Annotated in this window: 14 protein-coding genes; 11 read left to right on the plus strand and 3 right to left on the minus strand. The window is 72.3% G+C overall.

What is annotated here, in order from left to right; genetic code table 11:
- Nucleotides 1-34 precede the first annotated feature (34 nt).
- The 6 genes from dxr (at nt 35) to OIE12_RS24385 (ending at nt 7,380) form a co-directional block, all read left to right on the plus strand.
- A complete protein-coding gene (gene dxr / locus OIE12_RS24360; RefSeq protein ID WP_329138721.1) occupies nt 35-1,291 on the plus strand; it encodes a 1-deoxy-D-xylulose-5-phosphate reductoisomerase in 1,257 nt (418 codons plus the stop codon).
- Nucleotides 1,288-2,592 carry a M50 family metallopeptidase gene (locus OIE12_RS24365; protein WP_329138723.1) on the plus strand — a complete coding sequence of 435 codons (1,305 nt, stop codon included), beginning with the start codon at nt 1,288-1,290 and terminating at the stop codon, nt 2,590-2,592. Before dxr ends, OIE12_RS24365 begins: the two co-directional genes overlap by 4 nt.
- A gap of 239 nt (nt 2,593-2,831) precedes the next feature.
- A complete protein-coding gene (gene ispG, locus OIE12_RS24370; RefSeq protein WP_329138725.1) occupies nt 2,832-3,989 on the plus strand; it encodes a flavodoxin-dependent (E)-4-hydroxy-3-methylbut-2-enyl-diphosphate synthase in 1,158 nt (385 codons plus the stop codon).
- A gap of 117 nt (nt 3,990-4,106) precedes the next feature.
- Nucleotides 4,107-4,955 carry a GNAT family N-acetyltransferase gene (locus tag OIE12_RS24375; RefSeq protein WP_329138727.1) on the plus strand — a complete coding sequence of 283 codons (849 nt, stop codon included), beginning with the start codon at nt 4,107-4,109 and terminating at the stop codon, nt 4,953-4,955.
- A 58-nt stretch (nt 4,956-5,013) separates the two neighbouring features.
- Nucleotides 5,014-5,580 carry a GNAT family N-acetyltransferase gene (locus tag OIE12_RS24380; RefSeq protein WP_030381319.1) on the plus strand — a complete coding sequence of 189 codons (567 nt, stop codon included), beginning with the start codon at nt 5,014-5,016 and terminating at the stop codon, nt 5,578-5,580.
- A gap of 105 nt (nt 5,581-5,685) precedes the next feature.
- A complete protein-coding gene (locus OIE12_RS24385) occupies nt 5,686-7,380 on the plus strand; it encodes a proline--tRNA ligase (RefSeq protein ID WP_329138732.1) in 1,695 nt (564 codons plus the stop codon).
- 230 nt (nt 7,381-7,610) lie between these two features.
- On the opposite strand, the gene OIE12_RS24390 is transcribed toward OIE12_RS24385, so the two are convergent.
- The 3 genes from OIE12_RS24390 to OIE12_RS24400 are packed head-to-tail and all read right to left on the minus strand — an operon-like array spanning nt 7,611 to nt 9,723.
- Entirely contained in the window at nt 7,611-8,540 is a 930-nt protein-coding gene (locus OIE12_RS24390) for an aminoglycoside phosphotransferase family protein (RefSeq protein ID WP_329138735.1), read from the minus strand.
- A gap of 26 nt (nt 8,541-8,566) precedes the next feature.
- A complete protein-coding gene (locus OIE12_RS24395; protein WP_329138736.1) occupies nt 8,567-9,079 on the minus strand; it encodes a ferritin-like domain-containing protein in 513 nt (170 codons plus the stop codon).
- Nucleotides 9,076-9,723, minus strand: a complete 648-nt coding sequence (locus OIE12_RS24400; RefSeq protein ID WP_329138738.1) for a hypothetical protein — start codon at nt 9,721-9,723, stop codon at nt 9,076-9,078. Before OIE12_RS24400 ends, OIE12_RS24395 begins: the two co-directional genes overlap by 4 nt.
- Nucleotides 9,724-10,023: 300 nt before the next feature.
- Here OIE12_RS24400 and rimP point away from each other — a divergent pair, with 300 nt between their 5' ends.
- The 5 genes from rimP (at nt 10,024) to OIE12_RS24425 (ending at nt 15,893) form a co-directional block, all read left to right on the plus strand.
- Nucleotides 10,024-10,554 (plus strand): ribosome maturation factor RimP, encoded by a 531-nt coding sequence (gene rimP, locus OIE12_RS24405; protein ID WP_329138740.1) that lies wholly within the window; start codon nt 10,024-10,026, stop codon nt 10,552-10,554.
- Nucleotides 10,555-10,556: 2 nt separating this feature from the next.
- Nucleotides 10,557-11,552: a transcription termination factor NusA gene (gene nusA / locus OIE12_RS24410; protein ID WP_329138742.1), complete on the plus strand. Its 996-nt coding sequence runs from the start codon at nt 10,557-10,559 to the stop codon at nt 11,550-11,552.
- Between the two features lie 196 nt (nt 11,553-11,748).
- Nucleotides 11,749-12,030 (plus strand): YlxR family protein, encoded by a 282-nt coding sequence (locus OIE12_RS24415; protein WP_078618399.1) that lies wholly within the window; start codon nt 11,749-11,751, stop codon nt 12,028-12,030.
- A gap of 170 nt (nt 12,031-12,200) precedes the next feature.
- The gene (infB, locus tag OIE12_RS24420) at nt 12,201-15,251 is read left to right on the plus strand and encodes a translation initiation factor IF-2 (protein WP_329138745.1); all 3,051 of its coding nucleotides are present in this window, start codon (nt 12,201-12,203) and stop codon (nt 15,249-15,251) included.
- A 345-nt stretch (nt 15,252-15,596) separates the two neighbouring features.
- On the plus strand, nt 15,597-15,893 hold the full coding sequence (locus OIE12_RS24425) for a DUF503 domain-containing protein (protein WP_329138747.1): 297 nt from the start codon (nt 15,597-15,599) through the stop codon (nt 15,891-15,893).
- Nucleotides 15,894-15,955: the final 62 nt, after the last annotated feature.

Below are 15,955 nucleotides of genomic sequence, written 5' to 3' on the forward strand. Positions count from 1 at the left end.
CCCCCGCCCGGCCCCTTGCGGCCACAATGGGGGGATGAGCGACAGTCCAGCCCCCCTCGCCGATCCGCATCTCGTCTTCGACCCCGTCGACGGAGTACGGGATGTGGTGATCCTCGGTTCCACCGGCTCGATCGGGACCCAGGCCATCGACCTCGTGCTGCGCCACCCCGACCGCTTCCGGGTGACCGCGCTGTCCGCCGCCGGCGGGCGGGTCGCACTGCTCGCCGAGCAGGCCCGCCGCCTGCGGGTGCGCACCGTCGCCGTCGCCCGCGAGGACGTCGTCCCCGCGCTGCGCGAGGCGCTGGCGGCCGAGTACGGGGCCGGGGAACCGCTGCCCGAGCTGCTCACCGGGGCGGACGCGGCCACCGAGCTGGCCCGCTCCGAGTGCCACACCGTGCTCAACGGCATCACCGGTTCCATCGGGCTCGCCCCCACCCTCGCCGCCCTGGAGGCGGGCCGCACGCTCGCGCTCGCCAACAAGGAGTCGCTCATCGTGGGCGGCCCGCTGGTGAAGGCGCTCGCGAAGCCGGGGCAGATCATCCCGGTCGACTCGGAGCACGCGGCGCTCTTCCAGGCGCTCGCCGCCGGCACGCGCGCCCAGGTGCGCAAGCTCGTCGTCACCGCCTCCGGGGGCCCCTTCCGCGGCCGTACGAAGGCGGAGCTGGCGGACGTCACCCCGGCCGAGGCGCTGGCGCACCCCACCTGGGCGATGGGCCCGGTCATCACCGTCAACTCGGCGACGCTCGTCAACAAGGGGCTGGAGGTGATCGAGGCGCACCTCCTCTACGACATTCCCTTCGCTCGGATTGAGGTGGTCGTGCACCCCCAGTCGTATGTTCACTCGATGGTCGAGTTCACGGACGGCTCCACGCTCGCGCAGGCGACTCCCCCCGACATGCGGGGACCGATCGCCGTCGGTCTCGGCTGGCCCGAACGGGTGCCGGACGCCGCGCCCGCCTTCGACTGGAGCACGGCCTCGACCTGGGAGTTCTTCCCGCTGGACACCGAGGCCTTCCCCTCCGTCGGGCTCGCCCGGCACGTCGGTGAACTCGCGGGCACGGCTCCGGCGGTGTTCAATGCCGCGAACGAGGAGTGCGTCGACGCGTTCCTCGCCGGCACCCTGCCGTTCAACGGCATCATGGAGACGGTCATCAGGGTGGTCGAGGAGCACGGCACACCGCGGACGGGAACTTCCCTGACCGTCGCGGACGTCCTCGAGGCGGAGACCTGGGCACGCGCCCGGGCCAGGGAACTGACAGCACAGACGGCGACCGCGGAGGCCCGTGCATGACGACACTGATGATGATCCTCGGCATAGTCGTCTTCGCGGTCGGGCTGCTGATCTCCATCGCCTGGCACGAACTGGGCCACCTGTCGACGGCCAAGATGTTCGGCATCCGCGTCCCGCAGTACATGGTCGGCTTCGGCCCGACCATCTGGTCGCGGAAGAAGGGCGACACCGAGTACGGCGTCAAGGCCGTCCCGCTCGGCGGCTACATCCGCATGATCGGCATGTTCCCGCCCGGACCCGACGGCCGGGTCGAGGCCCGCTCCACCTCCCCGTGGCGGGGCATGATCGAGGACGCCCGCGAACAGTCCTTCGAGGAACTGCAGCCCGGCGACGAGAAGCGGCTGTTCTACACCCGGGCCCCGTGGAAGCGCGTCATCGTGATGTTCGCGGGCCCCTTCATGAACCTGATCCTCGCGGTCGCGGTGTTCCTCGGCGTGATGATGACCTTCGGCGTCCAGGACCAGACCACCACCGTCAGCAAGGTCTCCGACTGCGTCATCCAGCAGAGCGAGAACCGCACCAAGTGCGCCAAGGACGACCCCGACGCCCCCGCCAAGGCGGCCGGACTCCGGCCCGGCGACAAGATCGTTGGGTTCAACGGCACCGAGATCAAGGACTGGTCGGTCCTCCAGAACGACATCCGGGACAACCCCGCCAAGGACGTCACGATCACCGTCGAGCGCGAGGGACAGCAGATCGATCTGCACGCGCACCTGATAAGGAACCAGGTCAGCAAGACCGACGGGGACGGCGGCTACGTCCAGGGCGAGTACGTGTACGCCGGCTTCCTCGGCTTCACCCCCGCCACCGGCATCGTCAAGCAGTCGTTCGGCCAGTCCTTCGCGCGCATGGGCGACATGATGGAGAACGGCGTCGAGTCGCTGGTCGCGCTGCCCGGCAAGATCCCGGCCCTGTGGGACGCCGCCTTCGGCGACGGACCGCGCGAGGCGGACTCCCCGATGGGCGTCGTCGGCGCCGCCCGGGTCGGCGGCGAGGTGTTCACCCTGGACATCCCGCCCTCCCAGCAGATCGCGATGATGCTGCTGCTCGTGGCCGGGTTCAACCTCTCGCTGTTCCTGTTCAACATGCTCCCGCTGCTCCCGCTCGACGGCGGGCACATCGCGGGCGCCCTGTGGGAGTCGCTGCGCCGCAATCTGGCGCGGGTGCTGCGCCGCCCCGACCCGGGCCCGTTCGACGTGGCCAAGCTGATGCCGGTGGCGTACGTGGTGGCGGGGATCTTCCTCTGCTTCACCGCGCTGGTGCTCGTCGCGGACGTCGTCAACCCGGTGAAAATCTCCTAGACACCTCCCGTTGGCGGTGGCCGGGCGCCGTGGGTGCCCGGCCACCATCCGAAGGGTTGGTTTACGGACCGTGATGTGCTGACGCGCCCGGCGGTGCCGTAATCTCGGGGTCTGGATCCCGTCGCTCCGGGACCGGACCGGACCGGACCGGATCGGATGTGACCGGCCCGGCACAGGACCGGCCCCGCCCCGACGCGGATCCGCACCTTGGTGATCCACGACTTGGGGTTGCACAGCAGATGACTGCGATTTCTCTCGGCATGCCGTCCGTTCCGACCAAACTCGCCGAACGCCGCAAGAGCCGGCAGATCCAGGTCGGAACCGTGCCGGTCGGCGGGGACGCACCCGTCTCCGTGCAGTCGATGACGACGACCCGGACCTCCGACATCGGCGCCACGCTCCAGCAGATCGCGGAGCTGACCGCCTCCGGCTGCCAGATCGTCCGCGTCGCCTGTCCCACGCAGGACGACGCCGACGCGCTGGCGACCATCGCGCGCAAGTCGCAGATCCCGGTCATCGCGGACATCCACTTCCAGCCCAAGTACGTCTTCGCCGCCATCGAGGCCGGCTGCGCGGCCGTCCGCGTCAACCCGGGCAACATCAAGCAGTTCGACGACAAGGTCAAGGAGATCGCCAAGGCGGCCAAGGACCACGGCACGCCGATCCGCATCGGCGTCAACGCGGGCTCCCTGGACCGCCGGCTGCTCCAGAAGTACGGCAAGGCGACCCCGGAGGCTCTCGTGGAGTCGGCGCTGTGGGAGGCGTCCCTCTTCGAGGAGCACGACTTCCGGGACATCAAGATCTCGGTCAAGCACAACGACCCGGTCGTGATGATCGAGGCCTACCGGCAGCTCGCCGAGGCCTGCGAGTACCCGCTCCACCTCGGCGTCACCGAGGCCGGCCCCGCCTTCCAGGGCACCATCAAGTCGGCCGTCGCCTTCGGCGCGCTGCTCTCCCAGGGCATCGGCGACACCATCCGCGTCTCCCTCTCGGCCCCGCCCGCCGAGGAGGTCAAGGTCGGACTGCAGATCCTGGAGTCCCTCGGCCTGAAGGAGCGCGGCCTGGAGATCGTCTCCTGCCCCTCCTGCGGGCGGGCGCAGGTGGACGTCTACAAGCTGGCCGAGGAGGTCACGGCGGGCCTGGAGGGCATGGAGGTCCCGCTGCGCGTCGCGGTCATGGGCTGCGTCGTCAACGGGCCCGGCGAGGCCCGCGAGGCCGACCTGGGGGTGGCCTCCGGCAACGGCAAGGGGCAGATCTTCGTCAAGGGCGAGGTCATCAAGACCGTCCCCGAGTCCAAGATCGTCGAGACCCTCATCGACGAGGCCATGAAGCTGGCCGAGCAGATGGAGTCCGCCGGCACCGCCTCCGGCGAGCCGTCCGTCACCGTCGCCGGCTGACCGGCACCACCGAGGTTCACCGCACGCCGCCCGGGGGCAGCCACCACCGGGCGGCGTCGCACATGCCCGCCAGGTACAGTGCGAAAATCAGTAGATCCAAGGGTGAGGCATCCGCACGTGTTGACGCAGACGACCACCCGCGTCCTCGAACCGAACGACCTGGACGCCGCGCTCGCCGTCCTCGACCGCGAGCCGGTCGCGAACGCCTTCGTCACGTCCCGCGTGCACGTCGCCGGGCTCGACCCCTGGCGGCTCGGCGGCGAGATGTGGGGCTGGTACGAGGACGGCATGCTCACGTCCCTCTGCTACGCCGGCGCCAACCTGGTGCCCCTGTGCGCCACCCCCCGGGCCGTCCGTGCCTTCGCCGACCGGGCCCGCCGCACCGGCCGCCGCTGCTCCTCCGTCGTCGGCCCCGCCGAGGCCACCGCCCAGCTCTGGCGGCTGCTGGAGCCCAGCTGGGGCCCCGCCCGCGAGGTCCGCGCCCACCAGCCCCTCATGGTCACCGACCGGCTCCCCGCCGACGTCACGCCCGACCCGTACGTCCGCCGCATCCGCAAGGACGAGATGGAAACGATTCTCCCGGCGTGCGTGGCGATGTTCACCGAGGAGGTCGGCGTCTCCCCGCTGGCCGGCGACGGCGGACTGCTCTACCAGGCCCGGGTCGCCGAACTCGTCGGCTCCGGCCGCTCCTTCGCCCGCCTCGACCAGGACGGCAAGGTCGTCTTCAAGGCCGAGATCGGCGCCGCGACCCCCCAGGCCTGCCAGATCCAGGGCGTCTGGGTCGCCCCCGAATACCGCGGCCGGGGCCTCGCCGCCCCCGGCATGGCCGCGGTCCTCCGCTACGCCCTCGCCGACGTCGCCCCCATAGCCAGCCTCTACGTCAACGACTTCAACACGGCGGCGAGGGCGACGTACCGGAGGGTGGGGTTCGAAGAGGTCGGCGAGTTCATGAGCGTGCTGTTCTGAGGGCAGCACCCCCAGTCCCCCCGGCCCCCGAAGGGAGCCGCCCGGTACGCTCCGGGGCATGCTCCGCTTTCCCGGTCAGGGCCACCGCCGCCCCGACGACGTCGTCATCGGCCCGCTGGACCTCGCCGCCCGCGTGGACGAGGCCCTCGCCGTCCAGGCCGTCGCGTTCGGGCTGGACCCCGACGAGATCGCCGTACGCCGGCAGATCGTGCTGCGGCACATGACCGGCCCCGGAGCCCGCGCCCTCGGCGCCACCGTCCGCGGCCGGCTCGTCGGCTTCGTCTACGGCATGCCCAACGACCGCGCCCACTGGTGGTCCACGGTCGTCGAGCCGTATCTGCACCGCGAGGGCAACACCGGCTGGCTCGACGACTCCTTCGTCATCACCGAGCTGCACGTGCACCCCGACCACCAGAACCGGGGGATCGGACGCCGGCTCATCACCACGATCACCGACAGTGCGGAGCAGCCCCGTTCGATCCTCTCGGCGATCGACGTGGACAGCCCCGCCCGCGGTCTGTACCGCTCGCTGGGATACGAGGACCTGGCCCGCCGCGTCCTGTTCCCCAGCGCCCCGAAGCCGTACGCCGTGATGGGCGCCCCCCTGCCGCTGCGCCGCCGGTAGCGCGCACCGGTTTCCCGACGCCCCGCCCGCTTATCGATTACCGCCCGCACAGGCCTCCCGGCTAACCTCGTGGCCATCACCCTTACGTAGCAGGAGTCGAGAACCATGGCCCAGGTCCAGCGCATGTCACGTTTGTTGGTCAAGACACTGCGTGACGACCCGGCGGACGCGGAGACGCTCAGCCATAAGCTCCTCGTCCGCGCCGGCTACGTCCGCCGCAACTCGGCCGGCATCTGGACCTGGCTGCCGCTCGGCAAGAAGGTCCTCGACAACGTCTCCCGCGTGGTGCGCGAGGAGATGGACGCCATCGGCGCGCAGGAGGTGCTGCTCCCGGCCCTGCTGCCCAAGGAGCCGTACGAGGCCTCCGCGCGCTGGGAGGAGTACGGCGACCTGCTGTTCCGCCTCAAGGACCGCAAGGGCGGCGAGTACCTGCTCGGCCCGACGCACGAGGAGATCTTCACCCTCGTGGTCAAGGACCAGGTCTCGTCGTACAAGGACCTGCCGGTGATGCTCTACCAGATCCAGACGAAGTACCGGGACGAGGCGCGTCCCCGGTCCGGCGTGCTGCGCGGCCGCGAGTTCCAGATGAAGGACTCGTACTCCTTCGACACCACCGACGAGGGGCTCGCCGAGTCCTACCGGCTGCACCGCGAGGCGTACCAGAAGATCTTCGCGCGGCTCGGTCTGGACTACCGGATCGTCTCCGCCGTCTCCGGCGCGATGGGCGGTTCCGCGTCCGAGGAGTTCCTGGCTCCGGCCGCGGCCGGCGAGGACACCTTCGTGGACTGCCCGAACTGCGACTACGCCGCCAACACCGAGGCCGTCACGTTCGCGCTGACGCCGGTCGAGGGCGCGGAGCACCCGGCCGTCGAGGAGCTGGACACCCCCGACACGCCGACCATCGAGAGCCTCGCCGAGCTGCTGGGCGTCCCGGCCGCCGCCACGCTGAAGAACCTGCTGGTGAAGGTGGACGGCGAGATCGTCGCCGTCGGCGTGCCCGGCGACCGCGAGGTGGACCTCGGCAAGCTCGGCGAACACCTGGCGCCGGCCGTCGTGGAGCTGGTCACCGCCGAGGACTTCGAGGGCCGCCCCGACCTCGTGCGCGGATACGTCGGCCCGCAGGGCCTGGAGAAGGTGCGCTACCTCGCCGACCCGCGCGTCGCGCCGGGCACGTCGTGGATCACCGGCGCCAACAAGCAGGACACGCACGCGAAGAACGTCGTCTGCGGGCGGGACTTCGAGGTCGACCAGTACCTCGACGTGGTCGTCGTCCAGGAGGGCGACCCCTGCCCGAAGTGCGGTGCCGGGCTGAAGCTCGACCGCGCCATCGAGATCGGCCACATCTTCCAGCTGGGCCGCAAGTACGCGGACACGTTCCAGCTCGACGTGCTGGGCCAGAACGGCAAGCCGGTGCGGGTGACGATGGGGTCCTACGGCATCGGCGTCTCGCGCGCGGTCGCGGCGCTGGCCGAGCAGCACGCGGACGAGCAGGGGCTGTACTGGCCGGCGGAGATCGCCCCGGCGGACGTGCACGTGGTGGCGGCGGGCAAGGCGCTGCAGACGGAGCTGGCGCTCGACGTGGCCGAGAAACTGGGGGCCGCGGGGGTGCGCGTGCTGGTGGACGAGCGGGCCGGGGTCTCGCCGGGCGTCAAGTTCACGGACGCGGAGCTGATCGGCGTCCCCCAGATCCTGGTCGCCGGGCGGCGCGCGGCGGAGGGCGTGGTCGAACTCAAGGACCGCCGCACGGGCGAACGCGAGGAACTGACGGTGGAAGAGGCAATCGCCCGCCTGTCCGCGTGAGGATTCGCAGGCTTTTCTCCGCCCCCGCCGCCCCTACCCGTCCCGTCCCTTCAAGGGGCTCCGCCCCTTGGACCCCGGACGTGCGGGTGGGTGGGGTCTTCTCGCGCAGTTCCCCGCGCCCCTTTTAGGGGCGCGGGGAACTGCGCATCTTTTGGGGGTCCGGGGGCTTGCCCCCGGGGACGGGAAGGGTAGGGGCGGCGGGGGCGAAAAAAATCCGGCCGCACCACCCGTCACAACCACCCCGCGAACTCCAGCAACACCTCCGCGTCGCGCGGGCGCCCCACGCGACGCGCCCGCACACCGGACTCCACCGCCCGGAACAACGTCCACCCCCGCACCCGCTCGCGATCAAGATCCAACGACTCCGCCAACCGCTTCACCCGCCGCCGCGTCGTCGCCGCCCCCGACGGCGCCGCCACCAGATCCTCCACCCGATCCCGCACCAACCGCGCCAGATCGAACGCACACTCACCCACCACCGGATCCGGCCCTACCGCCAGCCACGGCATCCGCTCCCCGGCCAGCACCTTGCTCTGCCGGAACGTCCCGTGCAGCAACCGCCCCTCGGGCGCCGACGCGAGCAGTTCCTCGCGCACGGCGAGCGCGGCGTCCACCAGCGGCCGCACCTCCTCGTCCGCCTCGGCCCCCGCCCGCATCGCCTCCGCCTGCCGCCCCGTCCGCCCGGCCACCGTCTCGAACGCGTGCCCGGCCGGCGGCTCGACCCACAGCCGTCGCAGCGTCCCGGCGGCCTCCAGCAGCGCCTTCGCCTCCGGCAAGGACCGCACGGACATCTCGGGATGCAGCCGCTCCAACAACAGGACGCCACCGTCGTCCGAGTCGCCGGCGTCGTCCGGCGCGTCGTCCGCGTCGAGCAGCCGCACCGCCCCGAACCCGTCCCACCGCGTCAGCGCGGCCCGCTCACCGCCGGGCCGCGCGGCGGCCGGCGCGAGCTTGAGCACCGCGGGGCTGCCGTCGGCCCGCCGCACCAGCACGATCAGACCGCTGCGGCCACTGGGCCGGTGCACCCGCTCCACGGTCAACCCGCGTAGAGCGACGGCCTGCCGAAGCAGTTCGGGAAGCGCGCGGAGCCAGGCGTCGGTCCCGTCCCGACGGGTCTCGGCGAGCGCCCGCACCAGCCGCGGCGGCGGTTCGAAAGCCATGCGCGCGTAGTTCCCTTCCGGATCGCCTAATGCTGCGGTGTCGCCGAGGCGGCCGGACCGGCCGCCGCACGTTCGGCGAGACCAGGGAAGGCTACGCTCTCCCCGCTCCAGCGCACCGCCCGTACCGCGGCCTCGCGCAGCGCCTCGGCGGCGTCCCCGCGCCGCTCGCCCGTCGCGGCCCGTACGAGGTCGGAGTAGACCCCCGCGATCCGTCGCTCCAGTTCGGCGGCGAGCCGGACGGCGGCGGCGGAGTCCGGTACGGCGAAGGGGAGCGTGTACGCGGCGGCCGCGGCGCGCGGGGTGGCGCCGAGGTCGCGCACGGCGCGCACGAGCCGGTCCCGGCGCGCCCGGTGCGCGTCGTACGCCTCCTGTGCCTCGGTGCGCCGGTCGTGCCCGATGCGGCCGCCGACCACCCCGTACCCGTAGACCGCGGCGTGCTCGGCGCCGAGGGCCGCCTGCAGCGCCTCGAGCTCCCCGGTTTCCGCCGCGTGCCCGTGCCCGGCCGACGGCGTCGGCGTCCTCCCGCTGCGCACGCTCATCCGTTCCCCCTCGTTCCCGGATCCGTCGTCTTCGTCTCCGTCTCCGTCTTCGACTTCGCCTTCGTCAGCAGATACGCGTGGGCCGCGCCGGCCGCCGCCACGGACGCCAGCAGCCGGGCCGTCTCGCCGGGGAGCCCGGCGAGGGCCGCGAGCCGCCGGTCGGCCAGCTTCCGCTCGGCGGCGGCGAGCCCGGCCAGCGCGGCGGCGGGGTCGGCGGGCACGCCGTCCCCGGCGGCGGCCGACGAGGACGGCGAATCGAACGCGGACCGCGGGGCGGAAGCCGTAGCAGAGGCGCGGGCGGAAGCCGGATCAGACGCGCGGGCGGAGGCCGAGGAGGACGCGGACGCCGCCACCCCGCCCCCGAACGCCTTGGCGTGCCGGGCCACCTCGGCCCGCAGCGGACGCAGCCGCTCCGCCAGCGCCGGATGCGCCGCGCCCACCGCGTCGTACCGCTCCGCGAGCCGTTCGCTGTCGCGGGCGGCACGCGCGCGTGCCCGGTCCGCGGCCGACGCCCCGCTCCCCGCGGAGCCGGAGCCGTCGGGGTCGCCGGAACACCCCACGAGCAGCACGGCACCCGCGGCCGAGGCGAGCAGAGTCCTTCGGCGCGGCCCCGGGGCGGCGCGCGACGGCAGGGGGAACGGCACGGCAGACGTCCTCGGTGGCCTCGTACGAACTCGTACGGCACGGTACGAGCGGGGGAGCGAACAGGCGTCCGCCCGCCGAACGGGCGGGCCCTGCCCGCGATCACCGTACCCGGTGGTATGAGGCCCCGCGCCACCGGTTGCGCCGCCCGTGCGCCGGGGCCCGTCGCACCGTCCCGGGACGGCGCGGGGTGTCTGCCGGGCGGGCGGCGCAGGTGGACGGCAACACCCTCCGGAACCGGATACGCTTTGCCCTGACACACGCCCTTCCACAACAGCACACGCGGCCGAGGAGTCACCCGGATGAGCACCACCCAGAGCGAGAGGCTGCGAGAACTTCTGGAACCGCTCGTGACCTCCCAGGGCCTCGATCTCGAGGAGATCGACGTGGAGACCGTGGGCCGCAGGCGTGTGCTGCGCGTCGTGGTGGATTCCGACACCGGCGCGGACCTGGACCGGGTCGCCGACGTGAGCCGCGCGCTCTCGGCGAAGCTGGACGAGACCGACGCGATGGGGGCGGGGGAGTACACCCTCGAGGTCGGCACCCCGGGCGCGGAGCGCGCCCTCACCGAGCACCGGCACTACGTGCGTGCCGCGGGCCGCCTTGTCCGCTTCCAGCTGACGGAGGGCGGCGAGCTGGTGGCCCGCATCCTCCGGGTCGACGAGGAGGGCCTGGACCTCGAGGTCCCCGGGGTGAAGGGGCGCAAGGCCACCACCCGCAGACTCGCCTTCCCGGACGTGGCCAGGGCGCGGGTCCAGGTGGAGTTCAACCGCAAGAACAAGAACGACGACGCCGAGAACGCTGTGAACGCTGAGAACGAGGAGGAGGCGTAGCCATGGACATCGACATGAGTGCCCTGCGGGGCCTGGTGCGGGAGAAGGAGATCTCCTTCGACCTGCTGGTCGAGGCGATCGAGTCGGCCCTCCTCATCGCCTACCACCGCACCGACGGGAGCCGCCGCCACGCGCGCGTGGAGCTCAACCGGGACAGCGGTCATGTGACCGTGTGGGCGAAGGAGGACCCCGAGGACCTCGAGGAGGGCCAGGAGGCCCGCGAGTTCGACGACACCCCGTCCGGGTTCGGCCGTATCGCCGCGACCACCGCCAAGCAGGTGATCCTCCAGCGGCTGCGCGACGCCGAGGACGACGCCACGCTCGGGGAGTACGCCGGGCGCGAGGGCGACATCGTGACGGGCGTGGTGCAGCAGGGCCGCGACCCGAAGAACGTGCTCGTCGACATCGGCCGGCTGGAGGCCATCCTGCCGGTGCAGGAGCAGGTGCCGGGGGAGAGCTACCAGCACGGCATGCGGCTGCGCTCGTACGTCGTCCGGGTGGCCAAGGGGGTGCGGGGGCCGTCGGTGACGCTGTCCCGTACGCACCCCAACCTGGTGAAGAAGCTGTTCGCCCTCGAGGTGCCGGAGATCGCCGACGGCTCGGTCGAGATCGCGGCGATCGCCCGTGAGGCCGGTCACCGTACGAAGATCGCGGTGCGGTCCACCCGTTCGGGTCTCAACGCCAAGGGCGCGTGCATCGGGCCGATGGGCGGCCGGGTGCGGAACGTGATGGGCGAGCTGAACGGCGAGAAGATCGACATCGTCGACTGGTCGGACGACCCGGCGGAGATGGTGGCCAACGCGTTGTCGCCGGCGCGGGTGTCCAAGGTCGACGTGGTCGACCTCGCGGCGCGCTCCGCGCGGGTGACCGTGCCGGACTACCAACTGTCGCTGGCCATCGGCAAGGAGGGGCAGAACGCGAGGCTGGCGGCGCGGCTCACGGGGTGGCGGATCGACATCCGCCCCGACACGGAACCGGCTTCCGACCCCCGGGACTGAGCCCCCAAACTCCTCACGGCCGCCGGCGCGGGTGAACCCGGGGGTATGGGACCCAGCCCTGGTGGGCGACCGTGCGACAGCGGGCCGGGAATAGATCCCGGCCCCCCGCCGCTTAGATCACGTCACGTTGCAACGCGGCAAGTGTTCGATTCTTGCCCCAAAGGGGTGAGGTCGCCGCGGGGAGGTAGACTTCGTAGTGTCTGGCCGGACGCACGTCCGCGCATGCCCTGAGCGCACCTGTGTGGGGTGCCGGGAGCGAGCGGCCAAGATCGAACTGCTGCGCACCGTGGCGGTCGAGGACGCCTGCGTCCCCGATCCGCGCGGTACGCTGCCCGGCCGGGGCGCATACGTGCACCCCGCACCGGCCTGTCTCGATCTGGCGGTCCGCCGCCGGGCCCTCCCGCGGGCGTTGCGCGTCCCGGGGCCGCTCGACACAAAGGCGTTGCGCCGATACGTCGAGCAGACGGACAGTTGCTGAGCAGGCAACGCAGGCAACACGGTAAGACGCGCCGTACGGAACCCCGTACGGCCAGGTACCTCGCGAGTCGAAAGCAGGTCGAGATTGCGATGAGCACTCGATGAGTACGCGATGAGTACGCCCATGAACTAGCGACGGTCCGGACGCAACCCGGACCTCAAAGGAGCGAAGTGGCTAAGGTCCGGGTCTACGAACTCGCCAAGGAGTTCGGCGTGGAGAGCAAGGTCGTCATGGCCAAGCTCCAGGAACTCGGTGAATTCGTCCGATCGGCGTCCTCGACGATCGAGGCGCCCGTAGTACGCAAACTGACAGACGCCTTCCAGCAGGGCGGTGGCAACGGCAAGTCCGGCGCCCGCCCCGCTCCCCGGAAGGCCGCCCCCAGGCCCGCCGCGCCGTCCCCGGCGCAGGCGGGGGGCACCTCCCCCGGCCCCAGGCCGGTGGGGGACCGTCCGGCTGCCCCGAAGCCGGCGGCGCCCAGGCCGCCCGCGGCCGAGCGCCCCGCGGCCCCCTCGGCGCCGACGCCGGCCCCCGGCCCGCGTCCGACGCCCGGCCCGAAGCCGGCCCCGGCGCCCGCGCCGCGTCCGGCCCCGGCAGCCCCCACGACCCCGGAGTTCCAGGCTCCGCCGTCGGCCCCCGCCGGGCCCCGCCCCGGCTCCCGTCCCGCGCCCAAGCCCGGCTCCCGCCCGGCCGCGCCCGGTCAGGGCCAGGGCCGTCCGGCCGGCCAGGGCCAGCGCCCCGGCGGCGCCGCGCCGCGTCCGGGCGGTCGCGCGGCCGGTCCGCGCCCCGGCAACAACCCGTTCACCTCCGGCGGTTCCACCGGCATGGGGCGCCCGGCGCCCCGTCCGCAGGGCGGTCCCCGTCCCGGCGGTCCGGGTGCGCCCGGTGCTGGTCCGCGTCCGCAGGCCCCCGGCGGCCAGGGCGGTCCCCGTCCGCAGGCTCCGGGCGGCTCCCGTCCGAGCCCGGGCAACATGCCCCGTCCGCAGGGCGGCGGTCCCCGTCCCGGTGGTGGCCCCGGCGGTCCCCGTCCCAACCCGGGCATGATGCCGCAGCGTCCGGCTGCCGGCCCGCGTCCCGGCGGCGGTGGCCGCGGTCCCGGCGGCGGCGGTCGCCCCGGTGGCGGCGGCGGTCGTCCGGGTGGCGGCGGCTTCGCCGGCCGTCCCGGTGGCGGCGGCGGTTTCGCCGGTCGTCCGGGTGGTCCCGGCGGTGGCGGCGGTGGCTTCGCCGGTCGTCCCGGTGGTGGCGGCGGCCGTCCCGGCTTCGGCGGTCGTCCGGGTGGTCCCGGCGGTCGTGGTGGCACGCAGGGCGCCTTCGGCCGTCCCGGCGGTCCCGCGCGTCGTGGTCGCAAGTCGAAGCGGCAGAGGCGCCAGGAGTACGAGGCCATGCAGGCCCCGTCGGTCGGCGGCGTGATGCTGCCTCGCGGCAACGGACAGACCGTCCGCCTGTCGCGCGGTGCGTCGCTCACCGACTTCGCGGAGAAGATCAACGCCAACCCGGCGTCGCTCGTCGCCGTGATGATGAACCTCGGCGAGATGGTCACCGCCACGCAGTCCGTCTCCGACGAGACCCTCCAGCTGCTCGCCGGCGAGATGAACTACGTCGTCGAGATCGTCAGCCCGGAGGAGGAGGACCGCGAGCTGCTCGAGTCCTTCGACATCGAGTTCGGCGAGGACGAGGGCGGCGAGGAAGCGCTCGTCGCGCGTCCGCCGGTCGTGACCGTCATGGGTCACGTCGACCACGGTAAGACCCGACTGCTGGACACCATCCGCAAGACGAACGTCGTCGCGGGCGAGGCCGGCGGTATCACGCAGCACATCGGTGCGTACCAGGTCACCACCGAGGTCAACGACGAAGAGCGCCGGATCACCTTCATCGACACCCCGGGTCACGAGGCGTTCACCGCCATGCGTGCCCGTGGTGCGAAGTCGACCGACATCGCGATCCTGGTCGTCGCGGCCAACGACGGCGTCATGCCGCAGACGGTCGAGGCGCTCAACCACGCGAAGGCGGCCGACGTCCCGATCGTCGTCGCGGTCAACAAGATCGACGTCGAGGGTGCCGACCCGACCAAGGTGCGCGGTCAGCTCACCGAGTACGGGCTGGTGGCCGAGGAGTACGGCGGCGACACCATGTTCGTCGACATCTCCGCCAAGCAGGGCCTCAACATCGAGAGCCTGCTGGAGGCCGTGGTCCTCACCGCGGACGCCTCGCTCGACCTGCGGGCCAACCCGGAGCAGGACGCACAGGGCATCGCGATCGAGTCCCACCTGGACCGTGGCCGCGGCGCCGTCGCGACCGTCCTGGTCCAGCGCGGCACCCTGCGGGTCGGCGACACCATGGTGGTCGGCGACGCGTACGGCCGTGTCCGGGCGATGCTCGACGACAAGGGCGAGAACGTGGAGGAGGCGGGTCCCTCGACCCCGGTCCTCGTCCTCGGTCTCACCAACGTCCCGGGCGCCGGCGACAACTTCCTCGTCGTCGACGAGGACCGCACGGCCCGGCAGATCGCCGAGAAGCGCGCGGCGCGCGAGCGCAACGCCAACTTCGCCCGCCGTGGCGTCCGGTTCTCCCTGGAGAACCTGGACGAGGCCCTCAAGGCCGGCCTGGTGCAGGAACTCAACCTCATCATCAAGGGCGACGCGTCCGGTTCGGTGGAGGCTCTCGAGTCCTCGCTGCTCCAGCTCGACGTCGGCGAAGAGGTCGACATCCGCGTCCTGCACCGCGGTGTGGGTGCGGTCACCGAGTCGGACATCGACCTGGCGACCGGCTCCGACGCCATCGTCATCGGCTTCAACGTCCGGGCGGCCGGCCGTGCCGCCCAGATGGCGGAGCGCGAGGGCGTGGACGTCCGGTACTACTCGGTCATCTACCAGGCGATCGAAGAGGTCGAGGCGGCCCTGAAGGGCATGCTGAAGCCGGAGTACGAGGAGGTCGAGCTCGGCACGGCGGAGATCCGCGAGGTCTTCAAGTCGTCCAAGCTGGGCAACATCGCCGGTGTCCTGGTCCGCTCCGGAGAGGTCAAGCGCAACACCAAGGCGCGCCTCCTCCGCGACGGCAAGGTCATCGCGGAGAACCTCAACATCTCCGGTCTGCGCCGCTTCAAGGACGACGTCACCGAGATTCGCGAAGGGTTCGAGGGCGGTATCAACCTCGGAAACTACAACGACATCAAGGTCGACGACGTCATCGCGACGTACGAGATGCGCGAGAAGCCGCGCGCGTAAGCGCCCGGCGGCATCCCCAGTCCCCGCGCCCCTTTCCCAGGGGCGCGGGGCTGTGCCGCCCAGCGGCTCCGCCGCAGAGCGCGGCAGACCACCGTGCCCCGTGAGGGGCGCGAGGAACTGCGCGACAAGCCACGACGCGCCCGCACCCGCCCGCGAACCCACCCCCCGAGCTCTCAGGCGCTCAAGGGGGTCGAAGGGGCACAGCCCCTGGGGGACGGGAAGGGCAGGGGCGGCGGGGGCGAAAAAACGCAGGCCGTCCCCGGCCAGGACAGGTACCGTGCTGGGGTCCGGCCGACCACAGGCCGACCCCCCGATCCCGCACCGGCGGGTCATCCGGCAGCACACATGTACGTGGGGACCCTGTCCTTCGACCTCCTCCTCGGCGACGTCCACTCGCTCAAGGAGAAGCGCTCCGTCGTCCGCCCCATCGTGGCCGAACTCCAGCGCAAATACGCCGTCAGCGCCGCCGAGGTCGACCACCTCGACCTGCACCGCAGAGCCGGCATCGGCCTCGCGGTCGTCTCCGGGGACGCCGCCCACCTCACCGACGTGCTCGACCGGTGCGAACGCCTGGTCGCCGGCCGTCCCGAAGTGGAACTGCTCTCCGTGCGCCGGCGCTACCACGGCGAGGAAGACGACTGAACCGGACGACGACCGAACCGGATCGCGAATGAACCGGATCGCGACCGAACCGGATCACGACT

The organism is Streptomyces sp. NBC_00670 (assembly GCF_036226765.1).
In the GTDB taxonomy this organism is placed as follows: Bacteria; Actinomycetota; Actinomycetes; order Streptomycetales; family Streptomycetaceae; genus Streptomyces.

Bases quoted from the DNA above. Each gene is read 5' to 3' on its own strand.
- dxr (WP_329138721.1), top strand. From the start codon at position 35: ATGAGCGACAGTCCAGCCCCCCTCGCCGATCCGCATCTCGTCTTCGAC.
- OIE12_RS24365 (WP_329138723.1), top strand. From the start codon at position 1,288: ATGACGACACTGATGATGATCCTCGGCATAGTCGTCTTCGCGGTCGGG.
- ispG (WP_329138725.1), top strand. From the start codon at position 2,832: ATGACTGCGATTTCTCTCGGCATGCCGTCCGTTCCGACCAAACTCGCC.
- OIE12_RS24380 (WP_030381319.1), top strand. From the start codon at position 5,014: ATGCTCCGCTTTCCCGGTCAGGGCCACCGCCGCCCCGACGACGTCGTC.
- OIE12_RS24385 (WP_329138732.1), top strand. From the start codon at position 5,686: ATGGCCCAGGTCCAGCGCATGTCACGTTTGTTGGTCAAGACACTGCGT.
- OIE12_RS24390 (WP_329138735.1), bottom strand. From the start codon at position 8,540: ATGGCTTTCGAACCGCCGCCGCGGCTGGTGCGGGCGCTCGCCGAGACC.
- OIE12_RS24395 (WP_329138736.1), bottom strand. From the start codon at position 9,079: ATGAGCGTGCGCAGCGGGAGGACGCCGACGCCGTCGGCCGGGCACGGG.
- rimP (WP_329138740.1), top strand. From the start codon at position 10,024: ATGAGCACCACCCAGAGCGAGAGGCTGCGAGAACTTCTGGAACCGCTC.
- nusA (WP_329138742.1), top strand. From the start codon at position 10,557: ATGGACATCGACATGAGTGCCCTGCGGGGCCTGGTGCGGGAGAAGGAG.
- OIE12_RS24425 (WP_329138747.1), top strand. From the start codon at position 15,597: ATGTACGTGGGGACCCTGTCCTTCGACCTCCTCCTCGGCGACGTCCAC.